We start from the raw sequence: 18,203 nt of genomic DNA, 5'->3' as shown, positions 1-18,203 counted from the left end.
GAAATCGGTACAAATGGTATGATGAATTACTTCCTGGAGCATTTGCTGTGAAATGATTAGTAGCAGGAAACGGCTGACGACCGTTATTCGTCTTGAGCGGAGGGCATATTATGTCCTCAAGTTGGGTGGTACCGCGAATTCATTCGTCCCTTCATATTTATGAAGGGGCGTTTTTGTGTGCTTTTTGCGGGTTTTTCTAAGATGGAGGAGGAATATTTAATGGAATTGCTTAAAGACCTCGAGTGGAGAGGAATTATTTATCAACAAACGGATGAAGAAGGTTTTAAGAACCTTTTGGAAAAAGAGAAAATTTCTTTATACTGTGGTGTCGATCCAACTGCGGATAGCATGCACATTGGTCATCTATTGCCATTCTTGACATTGCGCCGTTTCCAGCAGCACGGTCATCGTCCCCTTGTGCTGGTAGGCGGTGCGACAGGACTCATCGGTGATCCAAGCGGTAAAAAAGAGGAACGTCAGCTGCAAACGCTGGAAAAAGTGCTTTATAATGCAGACTGCATAAAAGGGCAGCTATCCCATATCTTTGAATTCGACGGTGAAAATGGTGCGGTCATGGTCAATAACTATGACTGGATAGGCAAAATCGATATGGTTACGTTCCTGCGTGATTACGGGAAATACATCGGCATTAACTACATGCTGGCAAAAGATACGGTTGCTTCCCGCTTGGATACGGGAATTTCCTTCACTGAATTTGCGTACACGATTTTACAAGGAATTGATTTCGGTCATTTATACAGCAATTACGACTGTAAATTGCAAATAGGCGGCAGTGATCAATGGGGCAACATTACGACCGGCCTTGAAATGATCAGGAAATCCAATGATGAGAATGCCAAAGCATTCGGTATGACGATCCCGCTCGTAACGAAAGCGGATGGAACGAAATTCGGTAAAACGGAAGGCGGAGCGATTTGGCTTGACCCTGAAAAAACGACTCCTTATGAATTTTACCAATTCTGGATCAATACGGCAGATGCAGATGTCGTGAAATACCTGAAATTCTTCACATTCCTATCTCGTGAGGTGATTGAAGAGTTAGAGCAATCCGTACAAAACGAACCGCATTTGCGTAAAGCGCAAAAAGCTTTAGGGGAAGAAATGACCCGTTTGATTCATGGTCAGGAAGCTCTTGACCAAGCAATCAAAATCTCTGCCGCCCTATTCAGCGGTGAGGTGAAGAATTTAAGTGCAGCGGAAATCAAATTGGGCTTTAAAGATGTCCCTAGCTTCGAACGTGAAAGCAAGGAAGATATCGGTTTGGTCGATTTAATCGTTGAAGCGAAAATTTCGCCATCAAAGCGTCAAGCCCGTGAAGATATTCAGAACGGGGCAATCTCCATAAATGGGGAGAAAGTGACCGATCTGCAATATGTAGTGACGGAAGCTGCCAAGATTGAAGGGGAGTTCATCCTCGTTCGTCGCGGCAAGAAGAAATACACATTAGTGAAATGATTGTCCAAAGCCCGGCTGAATCCCAGCCGGGCTTTGTTCTGCAATAATTTTTTGAAAAAAACGTTGATTGGAACGTGGGCACTCGCTTTCCGCGGGCACCCCCTAGAGGAGCTTTACCCGCAACCGTTGGGAGGATAAGCTATGATTTTAATGGGGGGAGGAGAATGGAAACCTAAGTCTAAATCTGCAGTAGTCACGATTTATAATAAAATGTTGATTAGCTAAAAATCCTGACTCAAATTCGAGTAGACGTGATGGAGATTCCAGAAAATCATGATAATCCGTTACAGCATACCATTCAATGAAAGTAATTCTTACCTCCTTCTTATCTGCAGAAATCTCTTGCCTATTGGAGCTTAGACAAAGCTGTTTCGGTACCTTTTCAAAGATAGGATCAAGTTCCAGGATTAAACCCTTCCATGTAAGATTGGCTTTTGCACCCTTTTTTTGTTTAGTCTTTGTTGTTTTTCCTCATAATTGATACAAAACAAAACATGGCTATCAATAATAGTATTGCTGGAAACGTATAAAAGCTTCCGTTGTATTTAATAGAGTGATCTACTTTTAAGCCATACAAATAAATAAATAGGATAAAAGAAACAGATAACGCTATAGTTCCGGCTATTAATTTCATAATATCACCTCTCTTTGGTTAATTTGTATTATATACTAAAAAGTGTATACTATCAGAAAATTTAGAAAAAAACGGAGGGGTAAAAAATGAGAATTAATAACCAAAAGTTTTACATTCAACTTCTTAGTCTTTTCAGCCTGTTTATTCTATTAATAGGGTCTCTGAATTTATCAAGGGTCTCAGCAGAAGGTGGAGACGATTCCATTGTAGAAATTGAAGGAGCTAATGTGGAATTAACAGTTGATGCTCCTTACAGTTTAACAAAAGCCGATGGAGCCTTAGTATTTTTTGATACAGTAGAAGACTATAATGCTTATTTAGATAGCCAAATTATAAAAATTGTTCCTATATGCGCAACGTGTAATAAAACTACAACAACAACCATTACTACTAATACAGCAAAAGAAAAATGGGTAAACTACCACCCTCTTACAAACGCTTGGGCTAAAGCTAGCAGTTATACTATTTCTCGTGGGAAATCATATACTATTTCTGGTTCTTATAGTTATGATGGATTTAATGTGGGTGTTAGCGTAGCTCATAATACCTCAGTTTCTACAACAATCCCAGCTAATTCAAAAAAATACAGTAGATTAGGTGTTTGGTCAGACATTACTTTCAAGAGATTTAAACACATAGTAAAAAACCCGACTGGAAAGGTTATAAATACGTATTATTCAAATACTGCATACGGTGTTGGTGCTCCCTATATAAAAGTTAAATATAAATAAGAAATCATCAGTTTATAAATCATTGGAGAACAAATACAGTATCTATTTTAAATGAATATATTATCTACAATAATTGTCTTAGCCTATTTCGTTACTGTATTTCTCCCTACATTTATAATTTAAGTAATGTGGTGGTGACTTGGCTTTCGCTATATTTTTAATTATTACACTACTTTATAAAGTATTCTTCTCTGATATTAAAAACGTCCTCCTATTTCAAGAGAACGTAAAAATAAGCGACAGTCCACAACCTATTTTTTTAGTGGAGTTTTCTAAACCTCCCCTAATTAAACAGGTTATCATACACCATTCTAAAATTAGGAGAAAAAGAAAAAACCCTAGAAACACTGATGTATCAATGTTTTTAGGGTTTTTTTAAATTGCTGTTAACAAAGCGTTTTTATTAACGAGAGTAGAACTCAACGATAAGAGCTTCGTTAATTTCAGCAGGCAATTCAGAACGTTCTGGTAAACGAGTGAAAGTACCTTCTAATTTCTCAGCATCGAAAGTAAGGAAATCAGGAACGAAGTTAGTTGCTTCAACTGATTCTTTGATGATTGAGAAGTTGCGTGATTTTTCACGAACTGAGATTGTTTGTCCAAGAGACACTTTGTAAGATGGAATGTCTACGCGGCTTCCGTCTACAGTGATGTGACCGTGGTTAACAAGTTGACGTGCTTGACGACGTGTACGAGCTAAACCAAGACGGTAAACTAGGTTATCAAGACGTGATTCAAGAAGAATCATGAAGTTTTCACCATGTACACCTTTAAGTTTGCCAGCGCGGTCGAACATTGTGCGGAATTGACGCTCAGTGATTCCGTACATGTGACGAAGTTTTTGTTTCTCTTGTAGTTGCATTCCGTATTCAGAAATTTTTCTACGTTGGTTAGGACCATGTTGTCCTGGAGCATAAGGGCGTTTTTCTAATTCTTTACCAGTACCTGTTAGGGAAATTCCTAAACGACGGGATAGTTTCCAGCTTGGGCCAGTATAACGAGCCATAGGATGACTCCTCCTTTAAATGTTTTTATTTTGGTAAAATAAAAACCGTGTGAATGTACGATCATGACCATTTTGTTTTCATGTACCTTCGCCCTAGCAGCAGAGGGTTACGAGATACACCTCTGGATTGAGGAACAAAATGAGAACATAAAGGCTATCACATAGGCTGCAATATTTTACACAAAGAGTATTGTATAATATTCTGCTCAATGAGTCAAGGACAGTTGTGATAATTATAGAATAGAGAATGGCGGCAGGAAAAATACAATTTTATCATGAGAGAATGAATGCAACAATTATGGATGGTTTCCGGGATTACTTGGGAGCCCTTGCCACGGGTTTCCTTTGCATCATTTAAAAGTGAAATGTCAAAAGGGCCGGTGAGAAGTTATATATTGAGAAGGGTTCAGGAAAGGGCTTGTACCTGGGAACTGAAATGGAAAAGGGAGCAGGCATGGGTTGCCGCTCCCTTTAACTTTTATAGATGATTGGAAAGGATTTCAGCGAACTTCTCCAGTCCTTGCTGATCCATTTCGTCAAAACGGTCCGTTATCGGGCTGTCGATATCGAGGACACCAAGCAATTTGCCATCCTTCATGAGCGGGATGACAATTTCAGATCTTGATGCCGCATCGCAGGCGATATGTCCAGGGAATTGGTGGACATCCTCAATGCGCAGGGTTTTTTCAGTTGCCGCTGAAGTGCCGCATACGCCCTTGCCCATTGGAATGCGGACACAGGCCGGAAGCCCCTGGAAGGGTCCTAGTATTAATTGGTCTTCTTCATATAAATAAAAGCCAACCCAGTTAATCTCATCGAGAAACTGATTAAGTAAAGCTGCCGCATTGCTTAAATTGGCTATCCTGTTCGTTTCATCTTCGATTAAGGCAAGTAGTTGTTTTTGGACCAGTTCATAGTTTTTTTCTTTTTTTCCTTGATACATTTCGACATTAAACAAAAGCGTTCACCTGTCTTCCTCATATTTTTACAGCACTTTCTAATCATGATGCTCCATTGTTGGGAAATTGTCGAGAACTTACTAAAGGATTCAGGCTCTTTCGTGAAGAAGTAGTCCATAAGACTTGTCTCAAAGAAAGCGAGGGATTGCCTGAATGAATCGCCAGACGCCAACGAAACAAGCCATTGTGGATGCTGCATTGCATTTATTTCATTTAAAAGGCTATCATGCTACATCCATACGGGATATTGCGAATAAAGCGAAAGTGAACGCTGCCAATATTGCCTACTATTTCAAGAATAAGCAGGGGTTGCTGGAATTCTGTTTCACTTCCTATTTAGAAGAATATATCCTGGTCCTTGAGACGAACATGACGCTGCTTGAACTTAAAGGCCCGCAGCAATGCTTGATGAACCTTGTAAAGGATATCCTCGCTTTCCAGAGGGAAAACTTCCTTGCTGCACGGTTCATATATGGGGAATCTTCACTCGATTCCAATTTAAACCGTGAAATTCATTCGACTTATTTTACAAAGGAAAAGTCTTATTTTCAATATATATTGGAACAAGGAATCAAGAGCAGGAGTTTCCAGCAGGTCTCCGTTCCCATGTATATGCTGCAGTTGAAGGGATTATTGACGGCCCCTGTCCTGCATACCCATTATGCGATGGATGTGCTTCATGTATTCCCGCAGGAAGCGTATTACACGAATATTTATGCCAATGAAGTCGGGCGTTTTCTGCAAGATACCCTTTTCATTGCCGAAGACCTGCAGCCGCTGTTAGCTGGCCGGGGCTGAAGTGTAAACATGAGTTACCCATTATACCCTTCAATCAGTGCCTGATGGCCCTGACCCAAATCTTTAGCCTGATGGGCATCGGAACCGTAAATGAGCGGAATGCCGAGTTCTAAAGCACGCTTTGCAAATCGTTCAGGAGGGTAGGGTTCACCGCATAGCGGCTTTACAAGCCCAGCTCCATTATAATCCAGTTCATACCTTTGATCCTTGATCATTTCGAGAACCTTGTAAACCCGCTCGTCAAAACTTGATGCCGGCGGATATCGATGCTGGAATTTATGGACAAGCGTAATGTGCCCGATCCGTTTTGGTTTATAAATGCCTAAATCAGTTTCTATTGACTTTTCCAGTGTATCGTAATATTTGGCATAAACCGATTCCACTGAACCTAGTTCATTGGCAATCTCAGCGAACCCAATTTCGCTGAAATCGATGCAATGCCAGCTGTTTTGATGCTTGATGAAGTGAACGGAAAGTATACTATCATCAAGGAATTCTCCGATTTCGTCGAGGAATTCTTTTGTTTCTTTTTCATACCCCTCTATAAAGTCAACCTCCAGACCTGTTTTGATCAGGATTTTGTCTTTATGGCGTTCTTTCAGTACGCGGAGCTCTTGAAAGTAATCCAGGAGCAGGGCAGCGTCCATCCCGCTGTCTTTTTCAGGCGTAGGATCTTGAAAATTTCGTGGCAATGGAGCATGTTCCGTAAATGTGATTTCCTTTAATCCTAGCTCGATTCCCCGCGTAATATATTCATCGAATTTATCCGTAGAGCCGTGAGGGCAAAACGGAGTGTGCACATGACCGTCAGCTTTCATGGTCCTTCCCTCCCAAAAAACAGGTATTTGTAGCAATTTTCTACAAAAAAATCATTTTTCTCGTCAAAAATTATTGCTAACATGGTATCATAAAAGCATTAAATTTAACATTTTTACAATTCATATATAAATAGCAAGACTGTAAGGACTAGAACAGGGGGCTTACCATGGATTACATAATTGGGGTAATTGTATTAATTTTGATTTTCATCATTTGGGGTTATTTTTTCAAAAAGAGATATTTTAAAGAAATCGATCGACTGGAATCCTGGAAAATAAGCATCATGCACCGCCCCGTGCTGGAAGAGCTTTCTAAAGTCAAACAATTGAACATGACAGGTGAAACAGAGGAAATGTTCGAAAACTGGCGCATTGAATGGGACGCCATCATTACGGATCATATGCCCGAAGTCGAAGAGCTTTTATTCGATGCCGAGGAATCCGTCGATAAATACCGTTTCAGCCGATCAAAAGAGATACAGCGCAAAATTACAGTCAAGCTGAATGAAATAGAGGAAATGATCAAAAAGATCCTATACGAACTGAATGAACTCGTAGGCAGTGAGGAAAAGAATCGATTGGAAATAGAGGATATCAAAGAATCCTACCGTCAATTGAAGAAATCCCTGCTTGCACACAGGCATAATTATGGGAAAGCGGCTGATAAGCTGGAAAGCTCCTTGGATGAAGTGTTGCAGATCCTTCAGAAATATGAAGAAGAGACCGTGAACGGCAATTATTTGAATGCGAGGGAGCTTGTTCTCACCATTAAGGACAAATTGGCGGTTCTGTCAGTTAAAATGGAAATGCTCCCAAAATTATTGATTGATAGCCAATCCGAGCTGCATTCCCAGCTTAATGAATTGAAGGATGGTTATGAGGAGATGTCAGGACAGGGGTACCTGTTGAGCCATATCCAATTCGAGCAGGAGATATCACGGCTTGAGGAAGAACTGGATCTATATAAAACACAATTGGAAAATGCCGAAACGGAAGCAGTGGAAAAAGGCATTAAAGAAATGCGCGAAAGCATCGAGGTTCTTTATGACCTTTTGGAAAAAGAAGTACTTTCAAAACAGTATATCTTGAAAAATGATGAAATTCTCAGGAAAACGATTAGTGACCTTGAATATGAAAACGATAAACTTAAAGTTGAAACCATACATGTTCAACACACGTATCATCTGACGGAAAATGAGCTCGATGCCCAACGGAAAATGGAAAAGCAGATTGCCCAGATTTCAAAACGCCATCAATTGCTCGTCTTGAAAATGGAGGATAATGTGATGGCGAGCTCGCTTATCAGCGAAGAGATGCAGGGGCTTGCAGTACAGTTGAAGGAATTACAGGAAAATCAGAAAGACTTTACCGTTAAATTACAGGCTTTACGAAAAGATGAAATGGATGCCAGGGATTCACTGGCAGAATTGAAGCGCAAAATGGTCGATACTGGACGTTTAATTTCAAAAAGCAATATTCCAGGTCTTCCAGAAGAGTATAAAGTGGTGCTTCAGGATGCCAAAGAAAGCATGGATGACGTTCAGGGTAAACTTGAAGAAAAGCCGCTTGAGATGGCCGCTGTTTATATTTATTTGGAAAAAGCGGTTCAACAGGTTGATAAGGTCCACGAAAAAGCCCAAGAATTGATCGAGCATATGTATTTGGCCGAAAAGGTGATCCAATTCGGAAATCGTTATCGAAGCAGCCACGATATGGTAGCCGAGAGCCTAAGGGAAGCCGAAGCGAAATTCCGAAGCTATGAATATCAAGCCGCATTGGAAACGGCAGCCACTGCCATAGAAAAGGTCGACCCAGGCAGTTTACGAAAAATCGGGGCGAACATAGAAGAAGTCCTTTCCTGAAAACCCGCCATGGCGGGTTTTTTTCTTTTTATAGCTTAGGTGGGAAGTTAAATCATTCTCGGGAATAAAAAGAAGCAGGTATCCTATCATTCTTGGACCAGTGTTTTACATTCTCTTTCAAATTCAATTATGTTAATATTAGAAGTTGCAACAGCAACATTGAAACTTATATTTAGAAGAGTGACCATCATAGATATAAAAACATGGAAGGTGAACCCATGATTTATTTTGACAATAGTGCAACAACAAAACCGTATCCCGAAGTAATCGAATCATTCATGAAGGTTACTTCGGACTATTTCGGGAACCCTTCTTCGCTTCATGGACTTGGGGTGCAATCCGAAAAACTGCTTTCCGCTGCCAGAAAGCAGATTGCTGATTTATTAAAGGTGAAGAGTTCGGAAATATATTTCACTTCCGGGGGAACGGAAGGAAATAATCTTGCCATTAAAGGGGCCGCCCACTTTCAGGGAAATCGCGGCAAACACATAATCACGACAGCGATTGAACATCCTTCTGTAGAAGATGCATGCCAATCATTGACGAGAATGGGATATGAGATCACATATCTTCCCGTTAACGAATTTGGACAAATTGATGTAACCGATCTTAAGGATGCATTGAGGGAAGATACCATTTTGGTTTCCGTCATGCATGTTAATAATGAAGTTGGCTCGATACAGCCGATTGCTGAAGTGGGCAAATTGTTAAAACAATACCCAAACGTGCTCTTTCATGTCGATAATGTACAGGGAACAGGCAAGGTTTCGTTATCATTGCGTGAAGCCAATGTGGATTTATGTACAATTTCCGGCCACAAGGTTCACGGTTTGAAAGGGACGGGCATCCTGTATGTTCGTGAAGGCGTTCGGGTCGATCCGCTTTTCCATGGTGGCAATCAGGAAACGAAAATCAGGAGCGGCACCGAAAATGTGGCGGGAATCGTCGCCCTTTCGAAGGCTTTGCGTATTAGTATGAACAATCAATTGCTGTATCATGATAAGCTTCAGCAAATCAAAACTTATTTATATAAAGGTTTGAAGGAAATGGACGGGGTGTTGGTTAACAGTCCCGAAGAGGGTGCACCCCATATTGTGAATTTTTCCGTTCCGGGACTTAAATCCGAGGTATTGCTGCATGCACTGGAATCGGAAGGAATATATGTTTCGACGACTAGTGCCTGTTCTTCGAAAAAAAGGACGGTAAGCAAAACGGTGGACGCGATGTTCCATCATTCGGCTCGTTCCGAAAGCGTCATCCGTATCAGTACTACCTATGGCAATGAAATGGAAGAAGCAAAGCAAGTTCTGGCGGCGATACAGAAAATAGTCGCTAATTTAGAAAAAATAATGAGGGTTGCTAAATGAAATTTGATCATATAATTATCCGTTATGGAGAAATCTCCACTAAAAAAAGAAACCGTAAAGGCTTTGTAGACAAAATGAAGGCACATATCCGCTGGAGTTTAAAAGATATTGAAGGCGTAGTGCTGACAGCCAACCGGGAGCGGATGTACGTTCTCCTGAACGGTGCTGACCATGTGCCGGTCATTGACCGATTAAAAGGCATTTTTGGAATACAGTCATTAAGCCCTGCAATAAAAATAGAGCGTGATCTGGAAGTGATGAAAACGGCAGCCTTGTATTACCTTAATCATACCCTTGAAGAGGTAAACACGTTCAAAATCACGACAAAACGCGCCGATAAGGATTTTCCATATAATACCGATGAAATTAACAGGGCAATCGGCGGGCATTTGCTCCGAAATACAGAAGATTTAAAAGTCGATGTAAAGAACCCTGATTTGAACCTGCTAGTGGAAGTGAGACGCGAAGCCGTGTATTTGACAGGTGAAATCATCCAGGGTGCAGGCGGTCTTCCATTCGGTTCAAGCGGGAAGGCGATGCTGATGCTTTCAGGCGGGATTGATAGCCCTGTTGCAGGCTTCCTTTCGATGAAACGGGGATTGGACGTGGAGGCGATCCATTTTTACAGCCCGCCGTTCACAAGCGAGCGTTCACGTCAAAAGGTCATTGATTTGGCAGGTAAGCTGGCAGAAATAAATGGAAGCATGAAAGTGCATATCGTTCCATTTACGGAAATCCAGTTATTGATTCAAAAACAAATCCCGGAAAACTACTCAATGACTACAACCCGTCGTTTAATGATGCGGGTCGCCGATCGAATCCGTGAAAAGGAAGAAGCCATGGCACTGATTACCGGTGAAAGCCTTGGACAGGTTGCGAGCCAGACGATGAGCAGCATGTTTGCCATCAATGAGGTGACGAATACACCGATCCTGCGTCCGCTGATTACCATGGATAAGACAGAAATCATCAAAATAGCAAGAGAACTCGATACTTTTGAAATATCCAATCTGCCGTACGAGGATTGCTGTACGGTCTTTACGCCGGCAAGCCCAAAAACGAAACCGAAACGTGAAAAAGTCAATTACTATGAAAGCTTCGTCGACTTTGAATCCTTGATCGAAAAAGCGGTCTCCGAAACAGAAATATTAACGGTTAAACCGGGCCAGACTTTCGATAAGGAAGAAGCGATGGAAGACTTATTTTGATATCCTTTAATTACCAATAAAAATGTGCGAATGAAGCCATGTGTTTTAACACACTCTATAATCACAAGGAGGTGAAACACACATGGCAAACAACAACAGCTCAAACGAATTATTGGTACCTGGAGTTGAACAAGCTCTACAACAAATGAAATATGAAATCGCTACAGAATTCGGCGTACAACTTGGTGCCGACACAACATCTCGCGCTAACGGTTCAGTTGGTGGAGAAATCACAAAACGCCTTGTTCAAATGGCTGAACAACAATTAGGCGGAGGTTTCAACAGATAATTTCATAAATATGGCTACAGAGAGCGGGTTTTAACACCCGCTCTCTTTACGTTTGCGGACTGAATTCGTGGACGCCGAATAATTAACGACTTAATAAATTCCTTAGTTTTACTACATAATTGTTTACTGTTTTATATAATATTAAACCTTATTGGAATGAAGAAATGTGCGACACTCCTGCTAGCCGATACCCCACCGAAAGGGAGTATGTGTAATGATTTCCACTCCAGGCACTCGCTTTCCGCGGGCGGTCCGGGAGCCTCCTCGGCGCTCGCCTGCGGGGTCTCCCTTGGCCACGCTTTTCCCGCAGGAGTCTCGTACCTTCCGTTCCAATCAACTTTTTGTTTTAAAAGAAATAACTGCTGGCTCGTCTTATTCCGAACCCTAATTAAGACTAGTTTATCCTTTAAGTTTTTATTCTGTAATCCTTAAAGGATGGAAGAGATGTGCGACACTCCTGCCGAATAACTGGCTAGCCGAGACCCCACAGGCGCTTGCGCCGAGGAGGCTCGGCAGACAGTCGGCGGAAAGGGAGCGGATCTCTGAAATCAGCTGGAATGTTTTCTTAAAAAAACTGTAGGCTAGTCTCATCATCCTTTAAGTTTTTTCTTGTAATCCTTAAAGGATGGAAGAGATGTGCGACACTCCTGCCGAATAACTGGCTAGCCAAGACCCCGCAGGCGCTTGCGCCGAGGAGGCTCGGCAGACAGTCGGCGGAAAGGGAGCGGATCTCTGAAATCAGCTGGAATGTTTTCTTGAAAAAACCTTAGGCTAGTCTCATCCTGAATTATGTTTAAGACTAGCTTATCCTTTAAGTTTTTATTCTGTAATCCTTAAAGGATGGAAGAGATGTGCGACACTCCTGCCGAATAACTGGCTAGCCGAGACCCCACAGGCGCTTGCGCCGAGGAGGCTTGGCAGACAGTCGGCGGAAAGGGAGCGGATCTCTGAAATCAACTGAAATGTTTTATTGAAAAAAACTGTAGGCTAGTCTCATCATCCTTTAAGTTTTTCCTTGTATTCCTTAAAGGATGGAAGAAATGTGCGACACTCCTGCCGAATAACTGGCTAGCGAACCCCACAGGCCTTGTACCGAGGAGGCGCGGCAGGCAGTCGGCGAAAAGGGAGGGGTTTCAGAAATCAGCGGAATTTTTAAAAAGAAAAACTGCAGGCAAACTCACTTTAGGAATTGTCTACAGGCTAAAAGAGAGCGGGTGTAGGAATCCGCTCTCTTTTTAATTTGTAAAAATAAATAGAAATTTTAGAGAAGTATCTTGTATAATGAGTAGGTACTAAGAGTTCATAATTGGAGGGGAATATATATGAAGCGTGAAGACTTATTGGCTCCGGAACATTACAACTTAGTGAGTGAAATGGAACGTTATGCAAAAGATCCAGGTAAAGTTGCCGTACTTTGGGAGAACGAAACCGGAGATAAAAAACAACTTACATATGAGAATTTATTAAAAAGTGCAAATAAAATTGGAAATGCCTTCAAGAAAAAAGGACTGGGTAAAGGTGATACGGTCCTCATCATAATCCCCCGTTTGGTGGAAGCTTATCAAGTGTATTTAGCCGCACTGAAAATTGGCATGATTGTCATCCCTTGTTCTGAAATGCTTCGTGCGAAGGACTTGCAGTACCGAGTCAACCATGGTGATGTCAAAGGAATCATCAGTTATCATGAATATACTGACGAATTGAATGAAATAGAAGGAGCGGAAAGCCTCCTGAAGTTTTCAATCGGAAAACGAATCGAAAATTGGCTGGATTTGAATGAGCTCGCCGATGAGGAATCCGATCAGCTGACCATCGCTGACACGAAGAGTGAGGATATGGCATTCTTATCGTATACTTCCGGAACGACAGGGAATCCAAAAGGGGTCGTCCATACACATGGATGGGCTTATGCCCATTTGAAAACGTCTGCTGCAAACTGGCTCGGGATCAGCGAAACGGATGTCGTTTGGGCAACGGCAGGCCCAGGGTGGCAAAAGTGGATTTGGAGTCCTTTCCTGGCGGTTCTGGGAACAGGAGCGACAGGCCTTGCCTATCATGGAAAGTTCGAGGCGAAAAAATATCTTCAGCTGCTACAGGACTACAAAGTGAATGCATTATGCTGCACGCCAACCGAATATCGATTGATTGCAAAGGTGGATAACCTTGATGATTATGATTTATCCCATCTTCACAGTGCTGTATCGGCGGGAGAGCCTTTAAATCAAAAAGTGTTCGAGGTCTTTAAGAACCATTTCCAGATTGAAGTGCGTGATGGGTATGGACAGACCGAAAATACCTTGTTGGTTGGTGTAACGAAAGGCATGGAAATTAAATTGGGCTCCATGGGCAAACCGACTCCGGGCAACCATGTGGAAATCATCGATGATTCCGGTAAACCTTGTTCGCCTGGCGTAGTGGGGGATATTGCCGTACATGTCGATACACCTGCCCTATTTAAAGAGTATTTTAAAGATCCCGAGCGGACATCGCAGCAGTTCCGCGGGGACTATTATATCACCGGCGATCAAGCGAAAAAGGATGAGGATGGTTATTTCTGGTTTGAGGGTCGTTCTGATGATATCATCATCAGTTCGGGATATACGATCGGACCGTTTGAAGTGGAAGATGCACTCGTTAAGCATCCATATGTTAAAGAGTGTGCCGTTATAGCAAGTCCTGATGAAATAAGGGGAAATGTGGTCAAGGCGTATGTCGTCTTGATGGATGATATCGATCCGAACAGCCAGGACTTGATCAAGACGCTTCAATCGCACGTGAAAGAATTGACTGCTCCATATAAATATCCAAGGAAAATCGAATTTTTAGAAGAGCTGCCCAAAACGACATCAGGTAAAATCAAACGGGTGGATTTACGGAAAAGGGAAGAAGCACTCCTTAACAATTGATCGAAATGCATGACCGTCAGCCTCCAAGGCTGGCTTTTTTTATTGACAGGGGCTTGGGTAAAAGCATAAATATGGGAATTCATGATATGAGATGGTACACTTACTGCATATCTGCACAGTAACAATCATTTAATAAGGAGTGTAAAGCCGGAATGGGAACGTTATGGTTCAATGGGTCGATTTATACGATGGTTAAAGAAAATGATCAAGTGGAGGCAGTCTTCACTGAAAAGGGGGTAATTGTTGATACCGGCAGCCTGGACCATTTGAAAAATCAACATGCCGGCAATATTTCCAGGGAAATCGACTTAAAAGGACAAACGATGCTGCCGGGGTTAGTGGATAGTCACCTTCATTTGGTCGGGCATGGTGAAAGGCTGCTTCGTCTAGATCTCTCTTTGATGGATAGCAGGGAGTCGATCATGAAATCCTTGAAGGAGAAGTGCTCAAAGACCCCGGCAGGAAAGTGGATCGTTGCAGAAGGGTGGAATGAAAATGAATGGCCGAGACCTGAATTGATATTACGGGATGAGCTTGACGCGATATCGGCAGATCATCCCATCGTATTGAAAAGGATCTGCCGTCATGCCTTGGTGGTCAATTCGCGCGCCCTTTTGGAAGCGGATATTAAAGAAGATATAAAAGAACCTTCAGGCGGGGTGATCTGCCGTTATCCTGACGGACGTTTAAATGGATTATTTAAAGAAAGCCAGGCGCAGAACCTCATTTTAGACAGCCTTCCCGGCATTGATCAAGAGTATATCGAAAACGCGCTCACAGAGGCCATAGAAGACGCATATAAGCTAGGTTTGACTGGCGGGCATACCGAGGACCTCCATTACTACAATGGCTTCATGCCGACATATCAGGCGTTTAAATCGGTAATCGAGGACCGGGAAATGGCCTTTCGCGCCAACTTGCTCGTCCATCACGAAGCGTTTGAAGAAATGCTGGCAGCAGGCGGCGGCTATCAGAAAGGTACGCGATATATCAAATTCGACAGCATGAAGATCTTTACCGACGGCTCCTTAGGCGGACGCACAGCCCTGTTGAGCGAACCTTATGTAGATCAAAAGAATACAAATGGAGTCGCGATATTCACTGAAAACGAGCTTCAGGAATGGGTGAAAAAAGCAAGGGCTGGCGGAATGCCGATTGCTGTCCATGCGATTGGCGATCTCGCTTTTGAATACGTCTTGAATGCAATTGAAGCCCTCCCCCCGAAAAAGGGACAGAGGGACCGGCTCATCCATGCGCAGATTGTACGGCCGGAGCTTTTGGAGCGGGCGGCGAAGCTGCCGGTAATCTTTGATATCCAACCGGGGTTCGTTCCGTCCGATTTTCCGTGGGTGGAAGAAAAGGTGCCAGCCGATCTATTGGAATCCTCCTATGCCTGGAGAACCTATTTGAACTTGGGCATCATTTGTGCGGGAGGGTCGGATGCACCCATTGAACCATTAAATCCGATTTTGGGCATTCATGCAGCTGTCACAAGGATGAAAATCAACAGTGAGGACCGTACCGTATATGGTTTGTCTGAAAGGCTTTCCGTTTTCGAGGCTTTCGCATTGTATACCAAAGGGAGTGCTGCAGCAATCGGCCAGGAAAAACGCCGCGGTGTGATCAATAAAGGGTACGATGCCGATTTTACCGTGTTTAATCTGGATGTCTTTGCTGTTGCACCGGATGATCTCCTGAAAGCTGAGGCGGTCATGACGGTCATCGATGACAAAATCATGTATGATAAAAATTAACAGTTGCAAAAAAAGAAATGGAAATACAAAATTGTTAGATGGAATTAGATAAAGGAATGTAAATGGAAAGAAGGCTTGTTATGAAAGTGGATCAACAAAAAGAAGGGGCGATATATGCAGCCCTTTCTTACATGATGTGGGGAGTTGTGCCGGTTTACTGGAAGTTCCTTCAGGGAGTCGGTGCAATGGAAATTTTAGCTCAGAGGGTATTATGGTCTTTCGTGTTCATGCTGGTTTTATTGATGTTCATGAAAAAATGGCAGGCGTTTCTAGATTATGTCAAAAATATAATGGGAAATCCGAAACTCTTTACGGCATTGCTAACGGCGTCCCTGCTTGTTACAGCTAATTGGGGAGTGTTCATATGGGCCGTTAACTCAGGACGGATCCTCGACACGAGCCTTGGATATTATATCAATCCTCTCGTCAGTGTACTATTGGGAGTGATAGTCTTAAAAGAAAAATTGAGCGGGGCCCAAATCATTTCATTCCTGCTTGCAGGAATCGGAGTCTTGATCCTTGGCATTCATTTCGGCACGATCCCGTGGATCTCTCTTGTTTTGGCCATGACCTTTGGATTATACGGTCTGGCAAAAAAAATGATCAAGGCCGAATCGGCAATCGGGCTGACGCTTGAAACGATGATGGTAACGCCTCTGGCCCTAGGTTACCTGATTTACTTGATGAACAGGTCGGAAATGCAATTCTTTACAGACGGAAGCACAAGCTTGCTGTTGGTGGGCGGCGGGATTGCCACGGCATTGCCTCTTTTATATTTTGCAAAAGGGGCGGAGAAGATCCCGTTATCGATGCTTGGCATTTTTCAGTATATCGCTCCGACCTTATCTTTATTGATCGGGGTATTCGTCTATCATGAAAGTTTCACCAAAGCACATCTATTAGCCTTTTTGTTCATATGGTCAGCTTTGGCTGTTTATACACTATCCATAACGAAATGGGGGCAGGCAAGTGCCCGCAGGTTCAAAGGCAAAGGGAATATTGGTGCGTGAAAAGAAAAAAAATGCTTGGGGAGATTTCTGCCCAAGCATTTTTTTTATGTCGTTACTCAATAAAACGGTTTTATGGCATAGGCGAAATGTCAGGGTCATGAAAGGTATATCTTCGAACCTATTTCAGAAACAATACAATTGGAAAGGCAGGCAGGACTGTTATCGGGATTGGCACGGGGGGAATTCAGTTGGAATTGTCTATAGAAGGAACTATCCAGGAAAATGATATGTGTTGTCAGGAATGCTGATATGGTGGCGTACGGCTTTCTATTGCTATTTAATTCATCGATGATTCCCTGTGCAGTGGTAATCCCGATCCCGTGGCCATAAAAGAGGTTATTCCCTAATAATATGGCATTTTCACCTTGCCATTCAGGGGTTGCCAAGTCGTGATCAGGGTTTTTGAAGTAAACGCAATCACCTGGTAAATAGTCCCTTCCCTGGTGAACGCTGAGAGCCATATTCCTTGGAGGGCGCCAGTCATATAAAAATAGGTCTGAAAAAAGATAGTCGAAATTCCTGGGGCCGATTAAATCCAAAATCGCCTTTAAAAAAGTGACGACTATTGCTGTCCCGCATTCGAAGGCATAAAGCCCCCCATTCATGAAAATGTCAACGAGCGCAGCATGAGGGAGAATCCCTGGCTGAAGGGTAAAGGTGCCATCCTTTGAAAGGTGCCAATAACGCTGATTGGATTGAGATTCCTCAAGTGTGGAAAATTCCGGCCCGCTTTTATCCAACGCAATAGCTGCCTCTATGACCCGGTTCCTCAGCTGTATCTCGAAATTAAAATCCCCAAAGTTCCGGTATTCAAAAACGTTAGAATCTTCCGCCAAGCATTGAAGAGTTTCAAGCGATTTGGCAGAGGCTGTACCTGGTTGGATTTGACTGACATCTAACCATTTGTGATTAATCTTTATCATGACATATCCACCTTTTGCTTATGAAATTAAGGGTTTAATAAAACCAGTAAACAAAAATGTCTACACGTAATGCTCATTATATGAATGCTTGCAAAGAAATGACTATTTGGAGCGTGTCCGCCACCGTTGCAGCCAAGAACGATTGGAACGGAAAGAGGCAGAATTATTTTGCTTTCAATGATTTTCGTTCCAAAAGATGTTTTGCAAGACATCCTGAAGTGCAAGGAATACCTTTCCAATTAGAGAGTAGAAGCAAATTAGTATTCCTTTTTCCCTATGAATTGATATAATGAGAGAGAAAAGTTCATATGTGCGAGAAATGTAGGGGGGCCAGTACTGCTGGCTGAGATTGCATCCATTAGATGCTGACTCTTTGAACCTGATCTGGGTGATGCCAGCGGAGGGAACATATTATGACTGATTTTCTGTTTTGTATGTTAACGTCCGAATTCATCTTCGGGC

14 protein-coding genes, 1 riboswitch and 1 other annotated feature (1 of these 16 running past the window's edge) are annotated in these 18,203 nt (G+C 42.6%); of the genes, 10 read left to right on the top strand and 4 right to left on the bottom strand.

The annotated features are described in order from the left end of the window. Positions 1-154 (top strand) — a binding site (T-box leader) (it extends 63 nt beyond the left edge of the window). A gap of 65 nt (positions 155-219) precedes the next feature. Further along, entirely contained in the window at positions 220-1,476 is a 1,257-nt protein-coding gene (gene tyrS / locus MKX49_RS17880) for a tyrosine--tRNA ligase (protein ID WP_034309231.1), read from the top strand. A gap of 720 nt (positions 1,477-2,196) precedes the next feature. Beyond that, positions 2,197-2,841 (top strand): hypothetical protein, encoded by a 645-nt coding sequence (locus MKX49_RS17875; protein ID WP_340877194.1) that lies wholly within the window; start codon positions 2,197-2,199, stop codon positions 2,839-2,841. Between the two features lie 403 nt (positions 2,842-3,244). On the opposite strand, the gene rpsD is transcribed toward MKX49_RS17875, so the two are convergent. Both rpsD and MKX49_RS17865 read right to left on the bottom strand, forming a co-directional pair. Further along, positions 3,245-3,847, bottom strand: a complete 603-nt coding sequence (gene rpsD / locus MKX49_RS17870; protein WP_034309220.1) for a 30S ribosomal protein S4 — start codon at positions 3,845-3,847, stop codon at positions 3,245-3,247. A gap of 478 nt (positions 3,848-4,325) precedes the next feature. Beyond that, positions 4,326-4,805: a GAF domain-containing protein gene (locus tag MKX49_RS17865; protein WP_034309218.1), complete on the bottom strand. Its 480-nt coding sequence runs from the start codon at positions 4,803-4,805 to the stop codon at positions 4,326-4,328. 154 nt (positions 4,806-4,959) lie between these two features. Here MKX49_RS17865 and refZ point away from each other — a divergent pair, with 154 nt between their 5' ends. Beyond that, positions 4,960-5,604: a forespore capture DNA-binding protein RefZ gene (refZ, locus tag MKX49_RS17860; protein WP_048682281.1), complete on the top strand. Its 645-nt coding sequence runs from the start codon at positions 4,960-4,962 to the stop codon at positions 5,602-5,604. Positions 5,605-5,618: 14 nt separating this feature from the next. Here the strand turns inward: refZ and hisJ are convergent, their stop codons facing one another. Further along, entirely contained in the window at positions 5,619-6,422 is an 804-nt protein-coding gene (gene hisJ, locus MKX49_RS17855) for a histidinol-phosphatase HisJ (RefSeq protein WP_340877192.1), read from the bottom strand. Positions 6,423-6,589: 167 nt separating this feature from the next. Here hisJ and ezrA point away from each other — a divergent pair, with 167 nt between their 5' ends. From ezrA to rarD, 7 genes are all read left to right on the top strand, one after another. Then, positions 6,590-8,284 (top strand): septation ring formation regulator EzrA, encoded by a 1,695-nt coding sequence (gene ezrA, locus MKX49_RS17850; RefSeq protein ID WP_340877191.1) that lies wholly within the window; start codon positions 6,590-6,592, stop codon positions 8,282-8,284. 218 nt (positions 8,285-8,502) lie between these two features. After that, positions 8,503-9,651, top strand: coding sequence for a cysteine desulfurase family protein (locus tag MKX49_RS17845; RefSeq protein WP_340877190.1), 1,149 nt, complete (start codon positions 8,503-8,505; stop codon positions 9,649-9,651). Beyond that, positions 9,648-10,859 carry a tRNA uracil 4-sulfurtransferase ThiI gene (gene thiI / locus MKX49_RS17840; protein WP_034309205.1) on the top strand — a complete coding sequence of 404 codons (1,212 nt, stop codon included), beginning with the start codon at positions 9,648-9,650 and terminating at the stop codon, positions 10,857-10,859. Before MKX49_RS17845 ends, thiI begins: the two co-directional genes overlap by 4 nt. Positions 10,860-10,941: 82 nt before the next feature. Next, positions 10,942-11,148, top strand: coding sequence for an alpha/beta-type small acid-soluble spore protein (locus tag MKX49_RS17835; protein WP_034309203.1), 207 nt, complete (start codon positions 10,942-10,944; stop codon positions 11,146-11,148). Positions 11,149-12,470: 1,322 nt separating this feature from the next. Continuing rightward, positions 12,471-14,054 carry an acyl-CoA synthetase MbcS gene (gene mbcS / locus MKX49_RS17830; protein WP_054400025.1) on the top strand — a complete coding sequence of 528 codons (1,584 nt, stop codon included), beginning with the start codon at positions 12,471-12,473 and terminating at the stop codon, positions 14,052-14,054. A 152-nt stretch (positions 14,055-14,206) separates the two neighbouring features. Then, complete coding sequence (locus tag MKX49_RS17825) at positions 14,207-15,808, top strand: amidohydrolase (RefSeq protein WP_340877189.1); 1,602 nt, start codon at positions 14,207-14,209, stop codon at positions 15,806-15,808. Between the two features lie 80 nt (positions 15,809-15,888). Further along, a complete protein-coding gene (gene rarD / locus MKX49_RS17820) occupies positions 15,889-16,818 on the top strand; it encodes an EamA family transporter RarD (protein ID WP_340877188.1) in 930 nt (309 codons plus the stop codon). 95 nt (positions 16,819-16,913) lie between these two features. Here rarD and MKX49_RS17815 read toward each other — a convergent pair whose 3' ends face one another. After that, entirely contained in the window at positions 16,914-17,741 is an 828-nt protein-coding gene (locus MKX49_RS17815; protein ID WP_340877187.1) for a protein-glutamine gamma-glutamyltransferase, read from the bottom strand. 313 nt (positions 17,742-18,054) lie between these two features. Then, a riboswitch (TPP riboswitch) is annotated at positions 18,055-18,164 on the top strand. The last annotated feature ends 39 nt before the right edge of the window (positions 18,165-18,203 follow it).

It is taken from the genome of Peribacillus sp. FSL M8-0224 (assembly GCF_038003055.1).
Lineage (GTDB): Bacteria > Bacillota > Bacilli > Bacillales > DSM-1321 > Peribacillus > Peribacillus frigoritolerans.
This window is presented reverse-complemented; position numbering and strand designations above follow the sequence as displayed.